The sequence below is a fragment of the Bradyrhizobium sp. SZCCHNR1093 genome, assembly GCF_032381175.1.
GTDB lineage: Bacteria > Pseudomonadota > Alphaproteobacteria > Rhizobiales > Xanthobacteraceae > Bradyrhizobium.
In genome coordinates this window covers 295,453-310,916 of sequence record NZ_JAUHJJ010000005.1, presented here as the reverse complement: position 1 = coordinate 310,916, position 15,464 = coordinate 295,453, and the positions used below count along the sequence as shown (strand labels likewise).

At 66.4% G+C, this 15,464-nt stretch carries 18 protein-coding genes and 1 riboswitch; of the genes, 3 read left to right on the top strand and 15 right to left on the bottom strand.

The genetic code is table 11. The annotated features are described in order from the left end of the window. Window positions 1-11 precede the first annotated feature (11 nt). The gene (locus tag QX070_RS19335) at window positions 12-365 is read right to left on the bottom strand and encodes a hypothetical protein (RefSeq protein WP_315738580.1); all 354 of its coding nucleotides are present in this window, start codon (window positions 363-365) and stop codon (window positions 12-14) included. A 21-nt stretch (window positions 366-386) separates the two neighbouring features. Further along, window positions 387-1,448, bottom strand: coding sequence for an alpha/beta fold hydrolase (locus QX070_RS19330; RefSeq protein WP_315738579.1), 1,062 nt, complete (start codon window positions 1,446-1,448; stop codon window positions 387-389). A gap of 96 nt (window positions 1,449-1,544) precedes the next feature. Here QX070_RS19330 and QX070_RS19325 point away from each other — a divergent pair, with 96 nt between their 5' ends. After that, window positions 1,545-1,817, top strand: a complete 273-nt coding sequence (locus tag QX070_RS19325) for a DUF2277 domain-containing protein (protein WP_315717862.1) — start codon at window positions 1,545-1,547, stop codon at window positions 1,815-1,817. 30 nt (window positions 1,818-1,847) lie between these two features. Here QX070_RS19325 and QX070_RS19320 read toward each other — a convergent pair whose 3' ends face one another. Together QX070_RS19320 and QX070_RS19315 are read right to left on the bottom strand one after the other, a co-directional pair. After that, complete coding sequence (locus QX070_RS19320) at window positions 1,848-2,375, bottom strand: collagen-like protein (RefSeq protein WP_315738578.1); 528 nt, start codon at window positions 2,373-2,375, stop codon at window positions 1,848-1,850. A gap of 161 nt (window positions 2,376-2,536) precedes the next feature. After that, the gene (locus tag QX070_RS19315) at window positions 2,537-2,806 is read right to left on the bottom strand and encodes a helix-turn-helix domain-containing protein (protein ID WP_315738577.1); all 270 of its coding nucleotides are present in this window, start codon (window positions 2,804-2,806) and stop codon (window positions 2,537-2,539) included. A 416-nt stretch (window positions 2,807-3,222) separates the two neighbouring features. Between QX070_RS19315 and QX070_RS19310 the strand changes: the two genes are divergently transcribed. After that, window positions 3,223-3,663: a hypothetical protein gene (locus tag QX070_RS19310; protein WP_315717830.1), complete on the top strand. Its 441-nt coding sequence runs from the start codon at window positions 3,223-3,225 to the stop codon at window positions 3,661-3,663. A 944-nt stretch (window positions 3,664-4,607) separates the two neighbouring features. Here QX070_RS19310 and QX070_RS19305 read toward each other — a convergent pair. Continuing rightward, complete coding sequence (locus QX070_RS19305) at window positions 4,608-5,135, bottom strand: mismatch-specific DNA-glycosylase (RefSeq protein WP_315738735.1); 528 nt, start codon at window positions 5,133-5,135, stop codon at window positions 4,608-4,610. Window positions 5,136-5,243: 108 nt separating this feature from the next. Between QX070_RS19305 and QX070_RS19300 the strand changes: the two genes are divergently transcribed. Beyond that, window positions 5,244-5,864 carry a glutathione S-transferase gene (locus QX070_RS19300; protein ID WP_315738576.1) on the top strand — a complete coding sequence of 207 codons (621 nt, stop codon included), beginning with the start codon at window positions 5,244-5,246 and terminating at the stop codon, window positions 5,862-5,864. A 33-nt stretch (window positions 5,865-5,897) separates the two neighbouring features. On the opposite strand, the gene QX070_RS19295 is transcribed toward QX070_RS19300, so the two are convergent. The 10 genes from QX070_RS19295 to QX070_RS19250 form a co-directional block, all read right to left on the bottom strand. Then, window positions 5,898-6,167: a hypothetical protein gene (locus tag QX070_RS19295; protein ID WP_315738575.1), complete on the bottom strand. Its 270-nt coding sequence runs from the start codon at window positions 6,165-6,167 to the stop codon at window positions 5,898-5,900. 195 nt (window positions 6,168-6,362) lie between these two features. Then, the gene (locus QX070_RS19290; protein ID WP_315738574.1) at window positions 6,363-6,620 is read right to left on the bottom strand and encodes a hypothetical protein; all 258 of its coding nucleotides are present in this window, start codon (window positions 6,618-6,620) and stop codon (window positions 6,363-6,365) included. Between the two features lie 188 nt (window positions 6,621-6,808). Continuing rightward, window positions 6,809-8,068 (bottom strand): acyltransferase, encoded by a 1,260-nt coding sequence (locus QX070_RS19285; protein ID WP_315738573.1) that lies wholly within the window; start codon window positions 8,066-8,068, stop codon window positions 6,809-6,811. Between the two features lie 433 nt (window positions 8,069-8,501). Beyond that, window positions 8,502-8,888: a RidA family protein gene (locus QX070_RS19280; RefSeq protein ID WP_315738572.1), complete on the bottom strand. Its 387-nt coding sequence runs from the start codon at window positions 8,886-8,888 to the stop codon at window positions 8,502-8,504. Window positions 8,889-9,123: 235 nt separating this feature from the next. Next, window positions 9,124-11,025 carry a phosphomethylpyrimidine synthase ThiC gene (gene thiC, locus QX070_RS19275; RefSeq protein ID WP_315738571.1) on the bottom strand — a complete coding sequence of 634 codons (1,902 nt, stop codon included), beginning with the start codon at window positions 11,023-11,025 and terminating at the stop codon, window positions 9,124-9,126. A gap of 387 nt (window positions 11,026-11,412) precedes the next feature. Beyond that, complete coding sequence (locus QX070_RS19270; RefSeq protein ID WP_315738570.1) at window positions 11,413-12,021, bottom strand: thiamine phosphate synthase; 609 nt, start codon at window positions 12,019-12,021, stop codon at window positions 11,413-11,415. Continuing rightward, window positions 12,008-12,790 (bottom strand): thiazole synthase, encoded by a 783-nt coding sequence (locus QX070_RS19265; RefSeq protein ID WP_315738569.1) that lies wholly within the window; start codon window positions 12,788-12,790, stop codon window positions 12,008-12,010. The genes QX070_RS19270 and QX070_RS19265 overlap by 14 nt, the downstream gene beginning before the upstream one ends. Before the next feature lie 358 nt (window positions 12,791-13,148). Next, complete coding sequence (gene thiS, locus QX070_RS19260; RefSeq protein WP_315738568.1) at window positions 13,149-13,346, bottom strand: sulfur carrier protein ThiS; 198 nt, start codon at window positions 13,344-13,346, stop codon at window positions 13,149-13,151. Further along, complete coding sequence (locus tag QX070_RS19255; protein WP_315738567.1) at window positions 13,337-14,350, bottom strand: FAD-dependent oxidoreductase; 1,014 nt, start codon at window positions 14,348-14,350, stop codon at window positions 13,337-13,339. Before QX070_RS19255 ends, thiS begins: the two co-directional genes overlap by 10 nt. Beyond that, a riboswitch (TPP riboswitch) is annotated at window positions 14,338-14,448 on the bottom strand. (Overlaps the previous gene by 13 nt.) 79 nt (window positions 14,449-14,527) lie before the next feature. Beyond that, complete coding sequence (locus tag QX070_RS19250; RefSeq protein ID WP_315738566.1) at window positions 14,528-15,310, bottom strand: lytic transglycosylase domain-containing protein; 783 nt, start codon at window positions 15,308-15,310, stop codon at window positions 14,528-14,530. Window positions 15,311-15,464 lie beyond the last annotated feature (154 nt).

Below are 15,464 nucleotides of genomic sequence, written 5' to 3'. Positions count from 1 at the left end.
GCGCCGGCGCCTCATACGGCATCGGCGGGAACGAAACAGCTGATGATGATGTCGCCGCGGTGATGGACGTACCACACCACGGCCTCGCCGATCGGGTTGCCGCGGTCGCGGATGATGGCGCGTTCCGGCACCGCCATCCACCGGCCTTCGATCGGCACCCAATAGGTGCCGTCACGCACGTCATAGGTCGTGCGGTGGCCGTCGGAGACATCGCAGCATGGCACGCCGTTGGGCGCGATCACGCTCTTGAACCACGCGCGAATGTCAGGCGGGACGTTGTCGAACTGCCCGTTGTCGAAGGCGGCGGCGACGGTCGCGCAGCCGAGCGAGCCCATCGTGAGACCGGCCAGCACCATCCTGCGCATTCAACGCTCCCTTCTGCGGACCTACATGCCGCGCTGCGGCGCCGTCGCCAGCAATTCGCGCAGCGGCTCGGCGTAGAACTTCGCATTTCCGGTGGTCAGGTGGCCGCGCGTCTCGGCCGAGGTCGGGATGAGCAGGAGCTTGCCGTTGGCGACGCGCTTCATGGCGTCGACCGTCACGCCGGTCTCCGGCGGGTTGCGCTCGTCGTCGGCCGAGTTGATCAGCATCACGGTCGCCTTGATCCTGTCGAGATCGGCAGACGGATTGTAGTCGTGCGACGAGTCCCACTGATAGATGAAGTCGTTGGCGTCGGTGGGAATGGGCGTGGCGAGCCGCTCCTCGACCAGCTTGTCGGCCTTGGCCGCGGTCGGTGCCGCGAGCTGATAGGCGATGGTGCCGCCGGCCGTGGCGGTGGCATAGGCCGCGACGGCATATTTCATCATGCGCGGCTGTGTGGTGTAGTTGCCGCCATTGTAGTCGGGATCGTTGCGGATCGTCTCCAGCATCAGCCGGCGCAGCATCCAGTTGCGGGCCGCCATTTCGGTCGGCTGCGAGGCCATCGGCACCGCGGCGTCCATGAAGTCCGGATAGCGCGTGGCCCACACCCAGCTATGCATGCCGCCCATCGAGTTGCCGATGACAAGCCTCAGGTGCTTGATGCCGAGGCCCTCGGTCAGCAGGCGGTGCTGCGCATCGACCATGTCGGCATAGTCATAGGCGGGAAACCTGGTCTTCAGCCCGTCGGAGGGCTTCGACGATTTGCCGTGGCCGATGCTGTCGGGAATGATGATGTAGTACCTGGTCGCATCGAGCGGCTGGCCCTTGCCGAACAATTCGCCGGCGAAGGTCGGCACCAGCATGCTTCCGCCTGAGCCGCCGGTGCCATGCAGCACCAGCACCGGCTGCCCGGTCGGCTCGCCGACGGTCGTATAGTGCAGCCTCAGCTCCGGCAGCGTCTCGCCGGTGTGAAACTTGAAATCCTTGACGACGAAGTCGCCCTGCTTCGGGGCGGGATAGTCGGCGGCGCGGGCCGGCGCGCAAAAAACGACGACGGCGGCAAAAACGGCGGCAAGCGGTCGAACCATGGACTCCCCCTGATCATGCGCGACTCTTCCGGCCGCGTCGGGGACATGATAGCACGATCTGCGACTTGGTTCAGTACCGGATTGATGGGACTCATCATGTGCCGCAACATCAAGACGCTGTTCAATTTCGAGCCGCCGGCGACGGAGGCTGAAATTCAGGCCTCGGCCCTGCAATTCGTGCGCAAGCTGTCCGGCTTCAACGCGCCGTCGCAGGCCAACGAGGCCGCCTTCGCCCGCGCCGTCGAGGAGGTGGCCGACGCCGCGCGGCGGCTCTTGACCTCGCTGCAGACCCAGGCCCCGCCGCGCGACCGCGAGATCGAGGCGGCCAAGGCGCGGGAGCGTTCGGCGGCCAGGTTCGGCCCGCGCTGAGGCCCATCGTGCCCTGACAGAAGGCGAAGCTCAGAACCCATCGTCGTCGTGGTCGTGGCGGTCCTGGGCCCGCTTGTCGTGCTTCTTCTTTTTCTTGCCCTTTTTCTTTTTCTTCTTCTTCGGGATGTCGATGTCGTGCGGATCGTCGTCCTCGAAGGCCTCGTCCAGCGCATCGTCATGGGTCGTCGCGGCGAAGATGTCGCGCACCGCGACCAGCTCGGCCTCGCGCTCATGCGCCTCGCGATCGCGCGCGCGCTTGTAGTCGTCATAGGCCGCGAAGATCTGCTCGAGCCACGGCATCAGCTGATCGATCGTCGGCAGCGTGCCCGGCGGTCCCGGTTCACCCTGCGGACCTTGAGGCCCCTGCGGTCCCGGCTTGCCGGGCGGGCCTTGCTCGCCGCGCGGCCCTTGCGGGCCGGGCTTGCCTTGCGCACCTGCCTTGCCGTCGGAACCCGGCTTGCCGCGCTGACCATCTGGCCCGCGCCGCCCGGGTTGCCCCTGCGGGCCACGTGGACCCACGGGGCCCTGCAGGCCGCGTCCGGCCGGATTCTTTGCCACTACCGCAACTCCGCTACACACCTCTGATTCGCGGCGAAGCGTAACAGAGCCGCGATGATGGCAGCAATTGCAGCAGGGCTGCGAGGCCGATTGATCAACATCAATCGGCGTCGCATCCTGATGAGTTCCACGCGATGGGATATCGCGTGGCCGCCGTTGGATCAGGCCGAATAGGCCGGCACCGCGATGCCGTCGGCTGTGTAGATGCGGATCTTGTTGCGCAAAGTGCGCACGGGCATGCCGAGCAGCCTTGCGGCGTGGGTACGGTTGCCGTTGCAGCGCGCCAGGGTCTGCACGATGAGCTCGCGCTCGATCTCGGACAACGGCGTGCCGATCAACAGCGGCAGGATCTCCGCCGCGGAGCGCGACGGTGGCATGGCAAGCGGCACGAGTGACGGACTTGCGGCTTCGGATGACAATTCTTGCGACATAACTCCTCCCGATCAACGCCCACGCCGACACTGAAACGACGCGCAAACATCGAGACCAACTAAACATCCAGCCCGTAGATCACCGTGGTCCGACAAGGTTAATGGGGCCTTAACGCGGGCGTCCTGTTGTTGCACCGGTGCCGAATACCCCGAAATGGCCTTGGTTTCGCGCGGGTCTCGACCCATTTGGCCGGCGTCGACGCGCGTCCACGATGGGGGTGCAGAGGACTAATCGTCGGACCGCCACAGTTCCTGCGCTGCGAGCGCATCATATCGAACACACCGGCGGCTGCGCATGCACGGTGCCGTGCAAAGGGCTAAATTCGGCCCGATCGATTCGCTTAGTGGGGCACGATCGTCGCACACGGCCATCGAATTACCTCAAGCCCAAATTCACTTCGCTGGAGACTTCATCCATGACAATTGCATCCTCGCTTCGCGGTCTGCTGGTGGCACTGACAGCTGCTTGCGGCGCTGTCATTCCGGCCACGGCGCACGCAGATGGCGGCTTCATCACGCTGACCATCTACAAAGCGGGGTGGATCATCGGCGGCTCCGGCGGCAGCGGCGTGTTGAACTTTCATGGCCGCGCCTATCCGCTGTCGACCGGCGGCCTCGACTGGGGTCTGGTGTTCGGCGGCTCGCGCACGGTGCTGCGCGGCCGCGTCAGCAACATCTGGCGTCCGTCCGACGTCGAGGGCGTCTATGGCGCCGCCGGCGCGGGCCTTGCCGTCGGCCGCGGCGTGCGCGGCATCGTGCTGACCAACCAGAAGGGCGCGGTGCTGGAGCTCTCGGGTGAGCAGATCGGCCTCTTGGCGAACGTCGATCTGTCGGGTCTTGCGATTACGATCAGGTAGTTGCGTCATCGTGGACGCCTAGCAACTCACAACAAGTGTCATCGCCCGCTTGCGTGGGCGACGACCGTTGTTGCGTGCTGAGCATTGCCAACACCATCTCTCTCCCTCTCTTCTGCTCATAAGTCCGCGCTCTCGCCGCACCGCGTGCGCGAGGGATGCATCGTGAGAGCCCCGTCGAAAATCGAGAGGGGCAGGGAAGGCCGGGAGCTCGCCGCTCCCATGGTCCGCGTGCAACAAAAAAGCACGCGGCAGAACCACAGGTTCGGCGGAGACATCCCGGCCTTCCCTGCGCGCATGGTCTGACGGCTTATACGTGGTCTCCCTGGTGCGCCGGGCTTGTTGGCCACCATTGCGCGCGCTACGCTTTCGCATGAGCACGCACGTGACACCAGCTTCGGGGTGTCAGGACATCACGACTTCACCGTACGTGACAGCCGGCGCTCGTCGGGCGCAGCCACCACGTCCACCGCGGCCCACCTCCACGTATCGTGACGACGCGTACGTCCCTCTGCATGAGGCGGGTTGAGCGAGACGATCGTCCTGATTTGCCCGACATGGCAAGTGTGCAGGCCTGCGACAAACTAACACGACGGGCAGTTTGCGCATGATGCGCATGCGCGGATTGCCCGTCGGGCAGAGATAGGATGCTTCACCTCGGTGACGTGGATAGCCACAACCGCGCGTCGGATTGCCAGCATTGCGCTCTGCGATGCAGCGCCCTCTCCCCTTGTGGGAGAGGGCATCTCCGGCCGATCAGCCCGCTCGCTTGGGTGAGGGGTCTCTCTCAGCAAACTACGCTCGGAGAGGGACCCCTCACCCGAGCGCGTTTGCCGCTCTATACTACATGCCCTCTCCCACAAGGGGAGAGGGCGCAGTCATCGGCATAGCGCGGATCGTCGTCAGCGAGTCGCTTGCCGCAATGATGATGGGCTTACTACCCATCATCACCGCACGCGAGTCGGCTGCGCGTCTGAGGTCTGGGCCAAATGCATCGCCAGCTCCCGCCACGGCGCCAATGTCCACGCACCCGACGCCGCGCCGGAGGGCGAGGCGAGCACGAACGTGGTCGGGAAGTCGGCCTGCTCCGGCTGCAGCCCGAGCGCGGTCGCGCCGGTCGGCTGGCCATAGAACAGGCTCGCGGCCTTCTTGCTGGTGAAGGCGACCGTGGCTGGTCGATGCTGTCGGATCTTCGCAATGAAACCGGCGACGTCGACGCCGGCCTTCAGCGCGACATGGTCCATGCCCGCGCCCTGCTTGCACAGATCGGTGAAGCCGATGCCGAGCGCGCGCAGCGCTGGAAACTCGTGCGGCTGGTACAGCCGCGGCGTCAGGCCGACGGCGAACAGCGTCGGCCAGAAGCGGTTGCCGGGGTGGGCGTAATAGTGCCCGGTCGCCGCCGAGCGCTCGCTCGCGGCGGTGCCGACGAAGACGAGGCGCAGGCCGGGCTGGAGTTGGTCGGGCAGGCGATCCATGGCGCCGTTGTCGCATTGTTGCAGTCGTTGCAACAGGCTGTTGACGCGATGCTGCATTGTTGCTGCGGCGGCCGTGGTCTAGGTGACGGCGAGCAACAGGAGCACAGCATGTCGCAACGTCGTCTGTATCATTTCGTCCTTTCCGGCCACGCGCATCGCGTGCGGCTCATGTTGAGCCTGCTTGACCTGCCTTGCGAGCTCGTCGAGGTCGACCTCAAGGGCGGCGCGCACAAGCGGCCGGACTTTCTCGCGCTCAATTCGTTCGGCCAGGTGCCGGTGCTGGTCGACGGCGACGCCGTCATCCCGGACTCCAATGCGATCCTGGTCTATCTCGCCGGCCGCTATGACGGCTCGGGCAAATGGCTGCCGCGCGATCCGCTCGGCCAGGCGCAGGTCCAGCGCTGGCTGTCGGCCGCGGCCGGTCCGCTCGCGTTCGGCCCGGCAGCGGCGCGGGTGGCGACCTTGTTCGGCGCCCCGCTGGACATGGCGAGGGCGCATCTGCTCGCCAACAGCCTGTTCACGGTGATGGAGCGCGAACTCGCCGCGCGGCCGTTCCTCACCGGCGCGGCGCCGACCATCGCCGACGTCGCGCTCTACAGCTACACCGCGCACGCGCCCGAAGGCGGCGTGTCGCTGACGCCGTACCCGAGCGTGCAGGCGTGGCTGGCGCGGATCACTGATCTGCCCGGATTCGTGCCGATGCAGGCGAGCGCGGTCAGCGCCGCCTGACCGCCGCCATGCATGAATGCGTGCGAACGCCGCTTACAGGAAGCAGCGGCGCTCGTCGCGCAGCTTGAGCTGGATGTTGGTCGCCTCGACGAAGGTCGGCACCGGCTTGGAAACGATCTTGTAGGTCGACGGCCACTCCACCGGCTTCGACTGCAACTCGGTGTTCCAGATCTGGCAGATGCCGGTGTTGTCCCAGCGGATCACGTAGTAGCCGGACTTGGGCGCAGGCGCGGCGAAGGCGGTGGGCACGATCGAGGCGGCTGCAATGGCCGTGGCGGCAGCGAACGTGGTCAGGCGACGCATCATCAATCTCCTCAAACGAAACAACGACAATCGCCCGCCTGCGCGGGCCACCGGCCTTGCGGCCGGACCAAGGCCCAAGTGGTGCGACAAAAGCGCGCGCAACGCAAGCCGCCCGTGCCGTCGTTCACAGCGATGTCCGGGATGTGAATGACGACATGCAGCCGTCACATGGACGCGCGTCAGGCGCGCGCCGGCTTACAGCGTGCAGCGGCCCTGCTGGCGCAGCCTGATCTGGCGGGTCACGGCGTCGTTGAACGTCGGCACCGGCCGGCTGATGACCTGATAGCCGGACGGCCATGCGATCGGCTTGAAGGCGAAGGCCTCGCTCCAGACCTGGCAGATGCCGGTGTTGTCCCAGCGGATGATGTAGTAGCCGGCCTGCGCCGGCGCAGCGGCGAGCAGCGCGGCCGCGGCGAGGCCTGCGGCAAGACAGACTGTGGTGAAACGAGGCATCGTGAAAACTCCGGCAACAAACTGGCCCAGCCCGCGGCCGGCCCTATGTCGGAGCGGTCTCGATCAATTTGAAGGCAGCCGCGCGCGAATCGTGCGGCAAAAGCGCGCGATGCCCCCGGCCGATGATGAGGCGCGATGAGGTGGCGGAGCGAGAGGCCTCTCGGCGTGCGCAGCGCGTCGCGCAGGCGTCAGGAGTGGATGCCTCCGGCGCTCGGTCGGGACGAGAACCGGAGATCGCCGCTGAAGCTCGCGGTCGGAACCAGCGCCGGACCCGCGCCGGCGAGGAGCGGCTGCGAGGCCACCGGCCCCGCGCGTCGGCGCAGGAAGTGGCGCTCGAGATAGGCGTAGGACAGCGTGGCCGCCACGACCGACAGCGGCAGCCCGATCGCGAGCCGCAGCGGCCACCAGACGCCGTAGCTGTCCAGGAAATTCAGGACCGGCAGGTGCCAGAGATAGATGCCGTAGAAGATCCGGCCGAGGAAGATCGCGACCGGCCATTCGAAGATGCGGTGGCAGATCGTGCCGCGGCTGCGCATCAGCATGGTCAACGCGAGGATGCCGGGAAGCACGCCGCACACCATGCTGCCGAACAGATAGTAGTTCATGCTCGGCCCGTCCGCCGGCCAGAACAGGAAGGTGACCGTGCCCCAATAGATCAGGAGCGGCCACGCCAGCTTCGGCCAGAGCCGGTCGAGAGCGGGTGAGGTGCCATGCGGCACCATCCTGAGCACGACGGCCATCGCGCATCCCGCCATCAGTGCATCGGCGCGGGTGTCGAACGCGGTGTAGAGCCGGCGCCACTCGGCCCCATCGAGCACCAGCGCCACGCGCCAGGCCCAGATCGCGGCCGCAATGGCGCAGATGGCGCCGACCAATCGCCAGGTGACGCCGAGGCGCTTGACCAGGACTGCGAAGGTCAGCGGCCACAGCAGATAGAACTGCTCCTCGGTCGACAGCGTCCAGGTGTGGCCGATGTCCTCGATCGTCTTCGGGTCGAACACATACCAGTAGTTGGCGATGTAGGAGAGCGCGATCGCGGCGCGTTCCAGCGCCGGCAGGAACGGCGGCCGCAGCAGCCAGGTGAACAGCAGATAGGCGGCGAGCATCAGCAGCAGCGGCGGCACGATCCGGGCGAAGCGCCGCGCATAGAACTGCCGGAACCTGATGTGGCCGTGCTTATCGATGTCCCGCAGCAGCAGGCCGGTGATGTAATAGGCGCTCGCCACGAAGAACAGGTCGATATAGAGCACCGCGCCCGGCACGAGCGTGTGCGAGACATGGGCCGTAACGACGCCCAGGGTCATCAGCCCGCGCATGCCGTCATGCGAGGGAACGTAGCCGAGCGGATAGACCTGAGCCTGGAAGGCCTCCCGGATCGCCTCCCGCAATGGCGCCGTGGCGGCGCCGACGAGGCGGAACAGGGCATGGAACGGCCATGAATAAAACATCTATCGTGAAATTTTCGGAGATAATGTTTCGGACCATTAAATCCTATTTAAAATTTAAATCGTCCGCAAGAGACGAAAATCGCGGAGCGGGGGCCATCACGACGCAGGGTTGCAGCAGAATGAGGCAGGCCGCCTGTGGCGGTGGCAAACGGCGGCGCGGCTCGGCATCATTGCGGTGGATGAAGGGGACCTCGCGGTTGAACTGCGCTTGGGCGACGGCGAGTAGCTGAGGCCGGCGAATTCTGCAGACGGAGCGGTTGCTTCCTGCACGGAGAACGTAGGGCGGGTTAGCGCCCGCGGGACGATTTCACCGCGGAGGGAATGTTTGCCAGGGCGCGTAACCCGCCGCCTGCGCGGAATGGTGGGTTACGCGAACGGCGTTCAGCCATGTGCGAGCGTGGAGAGATCGTCGGTTGCCGTCCGCTAACCCACCCTACCGTTTCACGACCGCCGCGACGCCCTCGATCTCGATCAGCATCTTCGGATCAGGCAGCGCCACCACCACGCAGGTGGTGCGCGCCGGATACGGCGCCGGCCCGAACGCCGCGGCGTAAAGCCGGTTCATGGTCGCAACATCCGCTGCGCGCGTCAGCAGCACGTTGACCTTGACGAGGTCGCGAATATCAGCGCCGCCTTCGGTCAGGACGCGGGTGAAGTTCGTCACGACGTTGGCGAACTGCGCCTCGAAATTGTCGGGCAGGTTGCCGTGGGCGTCGAAGCCGGGAATGCCGGAGATGAAGAGGAGGTCGCCGACACGGGTGCCGAACGACAGCGGTGGGGCCTTGATGTGGGGTGGGGCCGGGATGTGGTGGATGGGCATGGGACCTCCGAATACGTCACGAAGACCAGCAAGTAGATAGCGTATCGCAGCAGGCGTGGGCCTCAGCTCAGCTTCATCCATTCTGGCTCCCGCGTCGGCGAGTTGTCTCTGGAGTTCATCGAGGCCCGATTTCTTTTGCAAGAAATCTCGCAAAAGAAAAGCCGGGCTTGCGCCCGGCCAAATGGTTGGCCGGGTCTGCGCCCGGCCATGACGATGGAGAGAGCGGGGCGCGGCTTCAGGACAACGCCTTGTTGCTCTCCTTCACCTTCTCCGCATCGAGATACACGTTGCCGCCCATTTCCTTGAACTTGGCGCTCATCTGGGCCATGCCGTCCTCGATGGTGCCGCTGATGGTCATGCCAACGGTGGTCGGATCATTCAGCGTGGCGGCGTAGTCGCGGACGTCCTGGGTGATCTTCATCGAGCAGAATTTCGGGCCGCACATCGAGCAGAAATGCGCGACCTTGTGGGCTTCCTTCGGCAGGGTCTCGTCGTGGAAGTGCTTTGCGGTCTCCGGATCGAGGCCGAGGTTGAACTGGTCGGTCCAGCGGAAGTCGAAGCGGGCGCGGGACAGCGCGTCGTCGCGGAGCTGCGCTGCGGGATGGCCCTTGGCGAGATCGGCGGCGTGGGCGGCGATCTTGTAGGTGATGACGCCGACCTTGACGTCGTTGCGATCGGGCAGGCCGAGATGCTCCTTCGGCGTCACGTAGCACAGCATGGCGCAGCCGAACCAGCCGATCATCGCCGCACCGATGCCCGAAGTGATGTGGTCGTAGCCCGGCGCGATGTCGGTGGTCAGCGGCCCCAAGGTGTAGAACGGCGCCTCGCCGCACTCCTTGAGCTGCTTGTCCATGTTGATCTTGATCTTGTGCATCGGCACGTGGCCGGGGCCCTCGATCATGACCTGGCAACCCTTGTCCCAGGCGATCTTGGTGAGCTCGCCCAGCGTCTCCAGCTCCGCGAACTGGGCGCGGTCGTTGGCATCCGCGATCGAGCCCGGGCGCAGGCCGTCGCCGAGCGAGAACGAGACGTCATACTTGCGCATGATGTCGCAGATCTCCTCGAAATGGGTGTAGAGGAAGCTCTCCTTGTGATGCGCGAGGCACCACTTGGCCATGATCGAGCCGCCGCGCGAGACGATGCCGGTGACGCGGTTCGCGGTGAGGTGGATATAGGCGAGGCGCACGCCGGCGTGGATGGTGAAGTAGTCGACGCCCTGCTCGCACTGCTCGATCAGCGTGTCCTTGTAGAGCTCCCAGGTCAGCGCGACCGGATCGCCGTTGCACTTCTCCAGCGCCTGGTAGATCGGCACGGTGCCGATCGGCACCGGCGAGTTGCGCAAAATCCATTCGCGGGTGGTGTGGATGTTGCGGCCCGTCGATAGGTCCATCACGGTGTCGGCGCCCCAGCGAATCGCCCACACCATCTTGTCCACCTCCTCCTCGACCGAGGAGGTCACCGCCGAGTTGCCGATATTGGCGTTGATCTTGGTCAGGAAGTTGCGGCCGATGATCATCGGCTCGAGCTCGGCGTGATTGATGTTGCAGGGGATGATGGCGCGGCCGCGCGCGATCTCGGAGCGGACGAATTCCGGGGTGATGAAGGCCGGGACCTCGGCGCCGAAGCTCTCGCCGTCGGCGAGCGCGGCCTCGGCGCGGTCGAGCTGCTTTTTGCGGCCGAGATTCTCGCGCTCGGCGACGTAGATCATCTCCTTGGTGATGATGCCGGCGCGGGCGAATTCGAGCTGGGTGATCTTGTGGCCGTCGAGGCCGCGCAGCGGCTTGTGATGCGCGGTGAAGGCCTTGGCGGCCTTGTCGGCGCCGACATTGCCGTTGTCCTCCGGCTTGATGTCGCGGCCGACATATTCCTCGACGCCGCCGCGCTCGCGCACCCAGGCAATGCGGGCGCGCGACAGGCCGGCGTTGACGTCGATCGTCACGGAGGGATCGGTGTAGGGGCCGGAGGTGTCGTAGACCGGCAGGTTCGGCTCGCCGGCGCCTTCGGAGAGGATGATCTCGCGCAGCGGCACGCGCAGGTCGGGCGCGGACTCCGGGGTCGCGTAGATCTTGCGCGAGGAGGGCAGCGGGCCGGTGGTGACGGCGGGAAGCGTCGTGTCGGGATTGGAGCGGATGTTCATGGGATCCTCCTTCTCAATCGTTGTTGTCGGAGTGAATGGGGGACGTCACTGCGAGGAGCACTTGCGACGAAGCAATCCAGGGCTGCTCACGTCGCTCTGGATTGCGTCGCTTCGCTCGCAATGACGGTGGAGAGAGTTGAGCCTCATGCCAGTTGCTCGCTCGTACCGAGCCGAGGGCGAAAATGAGTTGTCGACGTAAGGGGCGGATGTTGTTCAGGCTCCCTCCCCCCTTGTGGGGGAGGGTTGGGGAGGGGGGTAACCCCGCGTTCGGTGCTCGTGGCTCACCCCCCTCCCTAGCCCTCCCCCACAAGGGGGGAGGGAACGAGCTCGCGTGGGGCGAGGTCGGGGCCCAATCGCTCTCAGACGCATTCGCAATAGTGGCGCGCATCAGGCCGGCTCCTTCGTCGCATCGAGCCAGGCGCGGACGCGGGCGTCGGGGTCTACGTTCTGCGTGACGTCGCTGACGACCGCGATGGAATCGGCGCCGGCGGCAAAGATCTCCGCGGCCTGCTCCAGCTTGATGCCGCCGATCGCGACCAGCGGGATGGCGCCGACGCGCTTCTTCCAGTCGCTGATCTTCGCGACGCCCTGCGGCGCGAAGCGCATCGCCTTCAACGTGGTCGGGAAGATCGGACCGAGTGCGACGTAGTCGGGCTTGGCGGCGAGCGCGGTCTCCAGCTCGGCATCGTCATGCGTCGAGAGGCCGAGCGTCAGGCCGGCCTCCTTGATCGCGGCGACGTCGGCGTCGGCGAGATCCTCCTGGCCGAGATGGACGTGCTGGGCGCCGGCGACGATCGCGGCGCGCCAATAGTCGTTGACGATCAGCCTGGTCGCGGTGCCCTTGGTGATGGCGAGCGCGTCGGTGACGATCTGCAGCGCCTCGCCGTCGTTGAGGTCTTTCGCGCGCAACTGCACCGTGCCGACGCCGAGCCTGGTCAGGCGCTCGACCCAGGCGAGGCTGTCGACGACGGGATAGAAGCGGTCAGGATACGGCATGCCAGAACGGTGTCCCAACGACAGGGGTGGAGGGCGAGGCGAAATCGCGGGCGTCCATCAGCCCGGCCTCGTAAGCGGTGCGGCCGGCCTCGCAGCCGAGCCGGAAGGCGCGCGCCATCGCGACCGGGTCGGCGGCTTTTGCCACCGCGGTGTTGAGCAGCACGGCGTCGTAGCCGAGCTCGAGCGCTTCCGCCGCGTGTGAGGGCGCGCCGAGGCCGGCGTCGACGACGAGGGTGATGTCGGGCAGGCGGTCGCGTAGGAGCTTGAGCGCATCGCGATTGGTGATGCCCTTGGCCGAGCCGATCGGCGCCGCCCAGGGCATCACGACCTTGCAGCCGGCATCGACCAAGCGCATCGCGACCGTGAGATCCTCGGTGCAATAGGGGAAGACCTCGAAACCGTCCTTGATCAGGATGGTCGCGGCTTCGACGAGCCCGACCACGTCGGGCTGCAAGGTGTCGTTGTCGCCGATCACCTCGAGCTTGATCCAGCTCGTGCCGAACAATTCGCGCGCGAGCTTGGCGGTCGTCACCGCCTCGCGCACGCTGCGGCAGCCGGCGGTGTTCGGCAGCACCGTGACATTCAGCTCGTTGATCAGCTTCCAGAACGCGTCGCCGGTCTTGCCGCCGGCCGCCTCGCGCCGCAGCGACACGGTGACGATCTGCGCGCCCGAGGCGCGGATCGCGTCCTGCATGATCGCGGGCGAGGGGTAGAGCGCGGTGCCGATGAGCAGGCGGGAGGTGAAGGTCTTGTCGTAGAAGGTGGGCATCAATGGTCTCCGTCATGTCGGACGGTGGTCGCCGCAATGAAGCCTGTCATCCCCGCGAAAGCGGGGATCCAGTATTCCAGAGGCGGCTCGGACACGCAGATAGGCCGCGGCGTACTGGATCGCCCGGTCGTTTTCGCCGAGACGCGCTTCGCGCTTTCGCCGGGCGATGACAGGTGTGCGTGGGGCGCGACCTCCCTCCCCACGTCGTCCCGGCGAACGCCGGGACCCATACCGCGTGATCTGGCGTGGGACCTCGGTGGGAGAGATCGAGCTTCAAGACAAAAGCCGGTGGCTATGGGTCCCGGCGTTCGCCGGGACGACAGCGGAGTGCGTGGCGCAAGCGAGCGCTCCATGAACTTCACCCTCCCTGCCGGGGCGTGATGATCTCGATCTCGTCGCCGGTCTTGAGCTGCGTCTCGGCCCAGCGGCTCCTCGGCACGACGTCGTAGTTCAGCGCGATCGCGAAATGGGTGCCCTCGTAGTCGAGCTCGGAGAGCAGCGCGGCGACGGAGCTCGCGGCGATGTCGCGGGCCTCGCCATTGACGGTCACGCGCATCGCATCACCTCATTGTCGATCTGGCCGTGCGAGATGTAGTTCAGCGTCGCCTGCGCCAGCGCGGGGGCGACCAGGAAGCCGTGGCGATAGAGGCCGTTGACGCGGATCTCGCGCTCGCCCTTGATGGTGATGCGCGGCAGATTGTCGGGATAGGCCGGCCTGAGCCCTGAGCCGAATTCGAGGATGCGGGCCTCGCCGAATGCGGGATGCACGGAGTAGGCGGCACCGAGCAATTCCAGCGCCGAGCGCAAGCTGACGCCGGTGTCCTCGGCCTCGAGCGAGGTCGCCCCCAGCATGAACAAATTGTCCTCGCGCGGGATCAGATAGAGCGGGAAGCGCGGATGCATCAGCCGCACGGGCCGCGCGAGCTGCACCTCGGCGGTCTCGATCAGGATCATCTCGCCCTTGACGCCGCGCAGCTCGGGCTCGGCGTCGCGCGCCTCCAGCCCGCGGCAGTCGATCACGAGGCCGTCGAGATCATCAGCCGTGACGTCGCTGTTGAACAGCACCCGGCCGCCGGCCTCGACGATGCGCTGATGCAGCTTCGGCAGCACGCGGCGCGGCTCGACATGGCCCTCAGTCGGGTAGAACAGGCCCTCGCGGAAGCGGCCCTCCAGCGACGGCTCCAACGCTGCAAGCTGCTGCGCGTCCAGCCGCTGATAGCCGGAGGTGCGGCGGGCGAAGCGGTCGTAGTCGGCGCGGTCGCGGGCATGCGCGATCACCAGCGAACCGTTGAACGGCGTGTCCGGCAGCTCGCGCCGCCAGATGTCGAGCGAGGCGAGCCCGAGCCGGCTGATGATCGGCTCGGCGACCTCGCTCTCGCAATAGGGCGCGAGCATGCCGCCGGCCCAATGGCTGGTGGAGAGCATCAGATCGGCGTCGCTGCGCTCGTGCAAGGTGACGTGATGGCCGGCCCGCGCGAGCAGCAAGGCTTGCCAGGCACCCGCGATGCCCGCACCGATGATGGAAACGGGGACATCCCCGCGCGTGGTTATCTGCTGCATCCCTGTCCCTTCGCCGGCATGACCCGGATCAGGTTCAAAGGGTCACCGCACATCGCTGCGGTATCTCAGCTCCCCTCGGAGCTCCCCTCGGAACGCGCTTAAAATAGACCGATATCCCTCCGTGTCAACGGAGTGTCACGGAAAGACAATGCCGATGGCCCTTGGAACCAATGGCGATCAGTGCGCCCGCGCGTGGCGGCCGGTTGCAATCTTCGGGGTGATGTCGAGCGGGGCGCTCGTCCGCTCGGAGCGGCCGGCGGGCCGCGCGTCGGCCAGGCGCTGCCGCTTGGCCTCCTCGTAATAGCCCCTGGCGAAGTAGAGCACGGCGCGGTCGTGGTCGCCGCGGGCGGCACGGTAGGCGCCGGCGAGATAGCGCACGCCATAGGTGAGGTTGGTGTTCGGATCGTGCAGGCCCTGCGCGTCGCCGGTGTAGCCGAGGCCGCGCGCGGTGCCGAGCTTGATCTGCATCAGGCCGATGCAGCCGCAGCGGCCGACCAGGTCCTTCTGGTATTTGCTCTCGCGCACGATGACGCGGTGGATCAGCGATTCCGGAATGTTGTTGGCGGCGGCGTGCACCGCTACCAGCGCGTCGATATGCGGATGGCCGGTGTCGATGTGGCGCGGCTTGGCCTCGGCCGCCTTGCGCTCGGCCTCGCGGGGCTCGGCCGCAGCGGCATCGGTGTCGGCTGGCGCTGAGGCATTGGCGTCCATCGGCGGCGAGGTGTCGGCGCTGCTGACGGCCTCGATCGCCTCGACCTCGCGCGCGGCCTTGGTCACCGCGCTGCGTACGGCCAGCTCCCTGGTGCCGTCAGAGCGGACATGGGCGAGCTTGACCTTGCCGGCCTTCGGTTTGGCTGCACTGTCCGATGCGGTGCTCGCATCATCGGCAGCCATGGCGAACGGCACGGGACCAGCCATCGCGAAGCCTGCAATGCAGGCCGTCAGCACGAGACGTCTCATGTGTCAGGATCCCCCGGGAACCACACGCATGCCGAGTAGCCCCCCAGCACGCGCTTTACACTTTGCACACCGTAATTGGCGCAAACGCCGGGCGATAATGTGGCAGGAATGGGGCGAAGACGCCGGGTCGAGTCCGGATGCGCCGGCGGTTTAC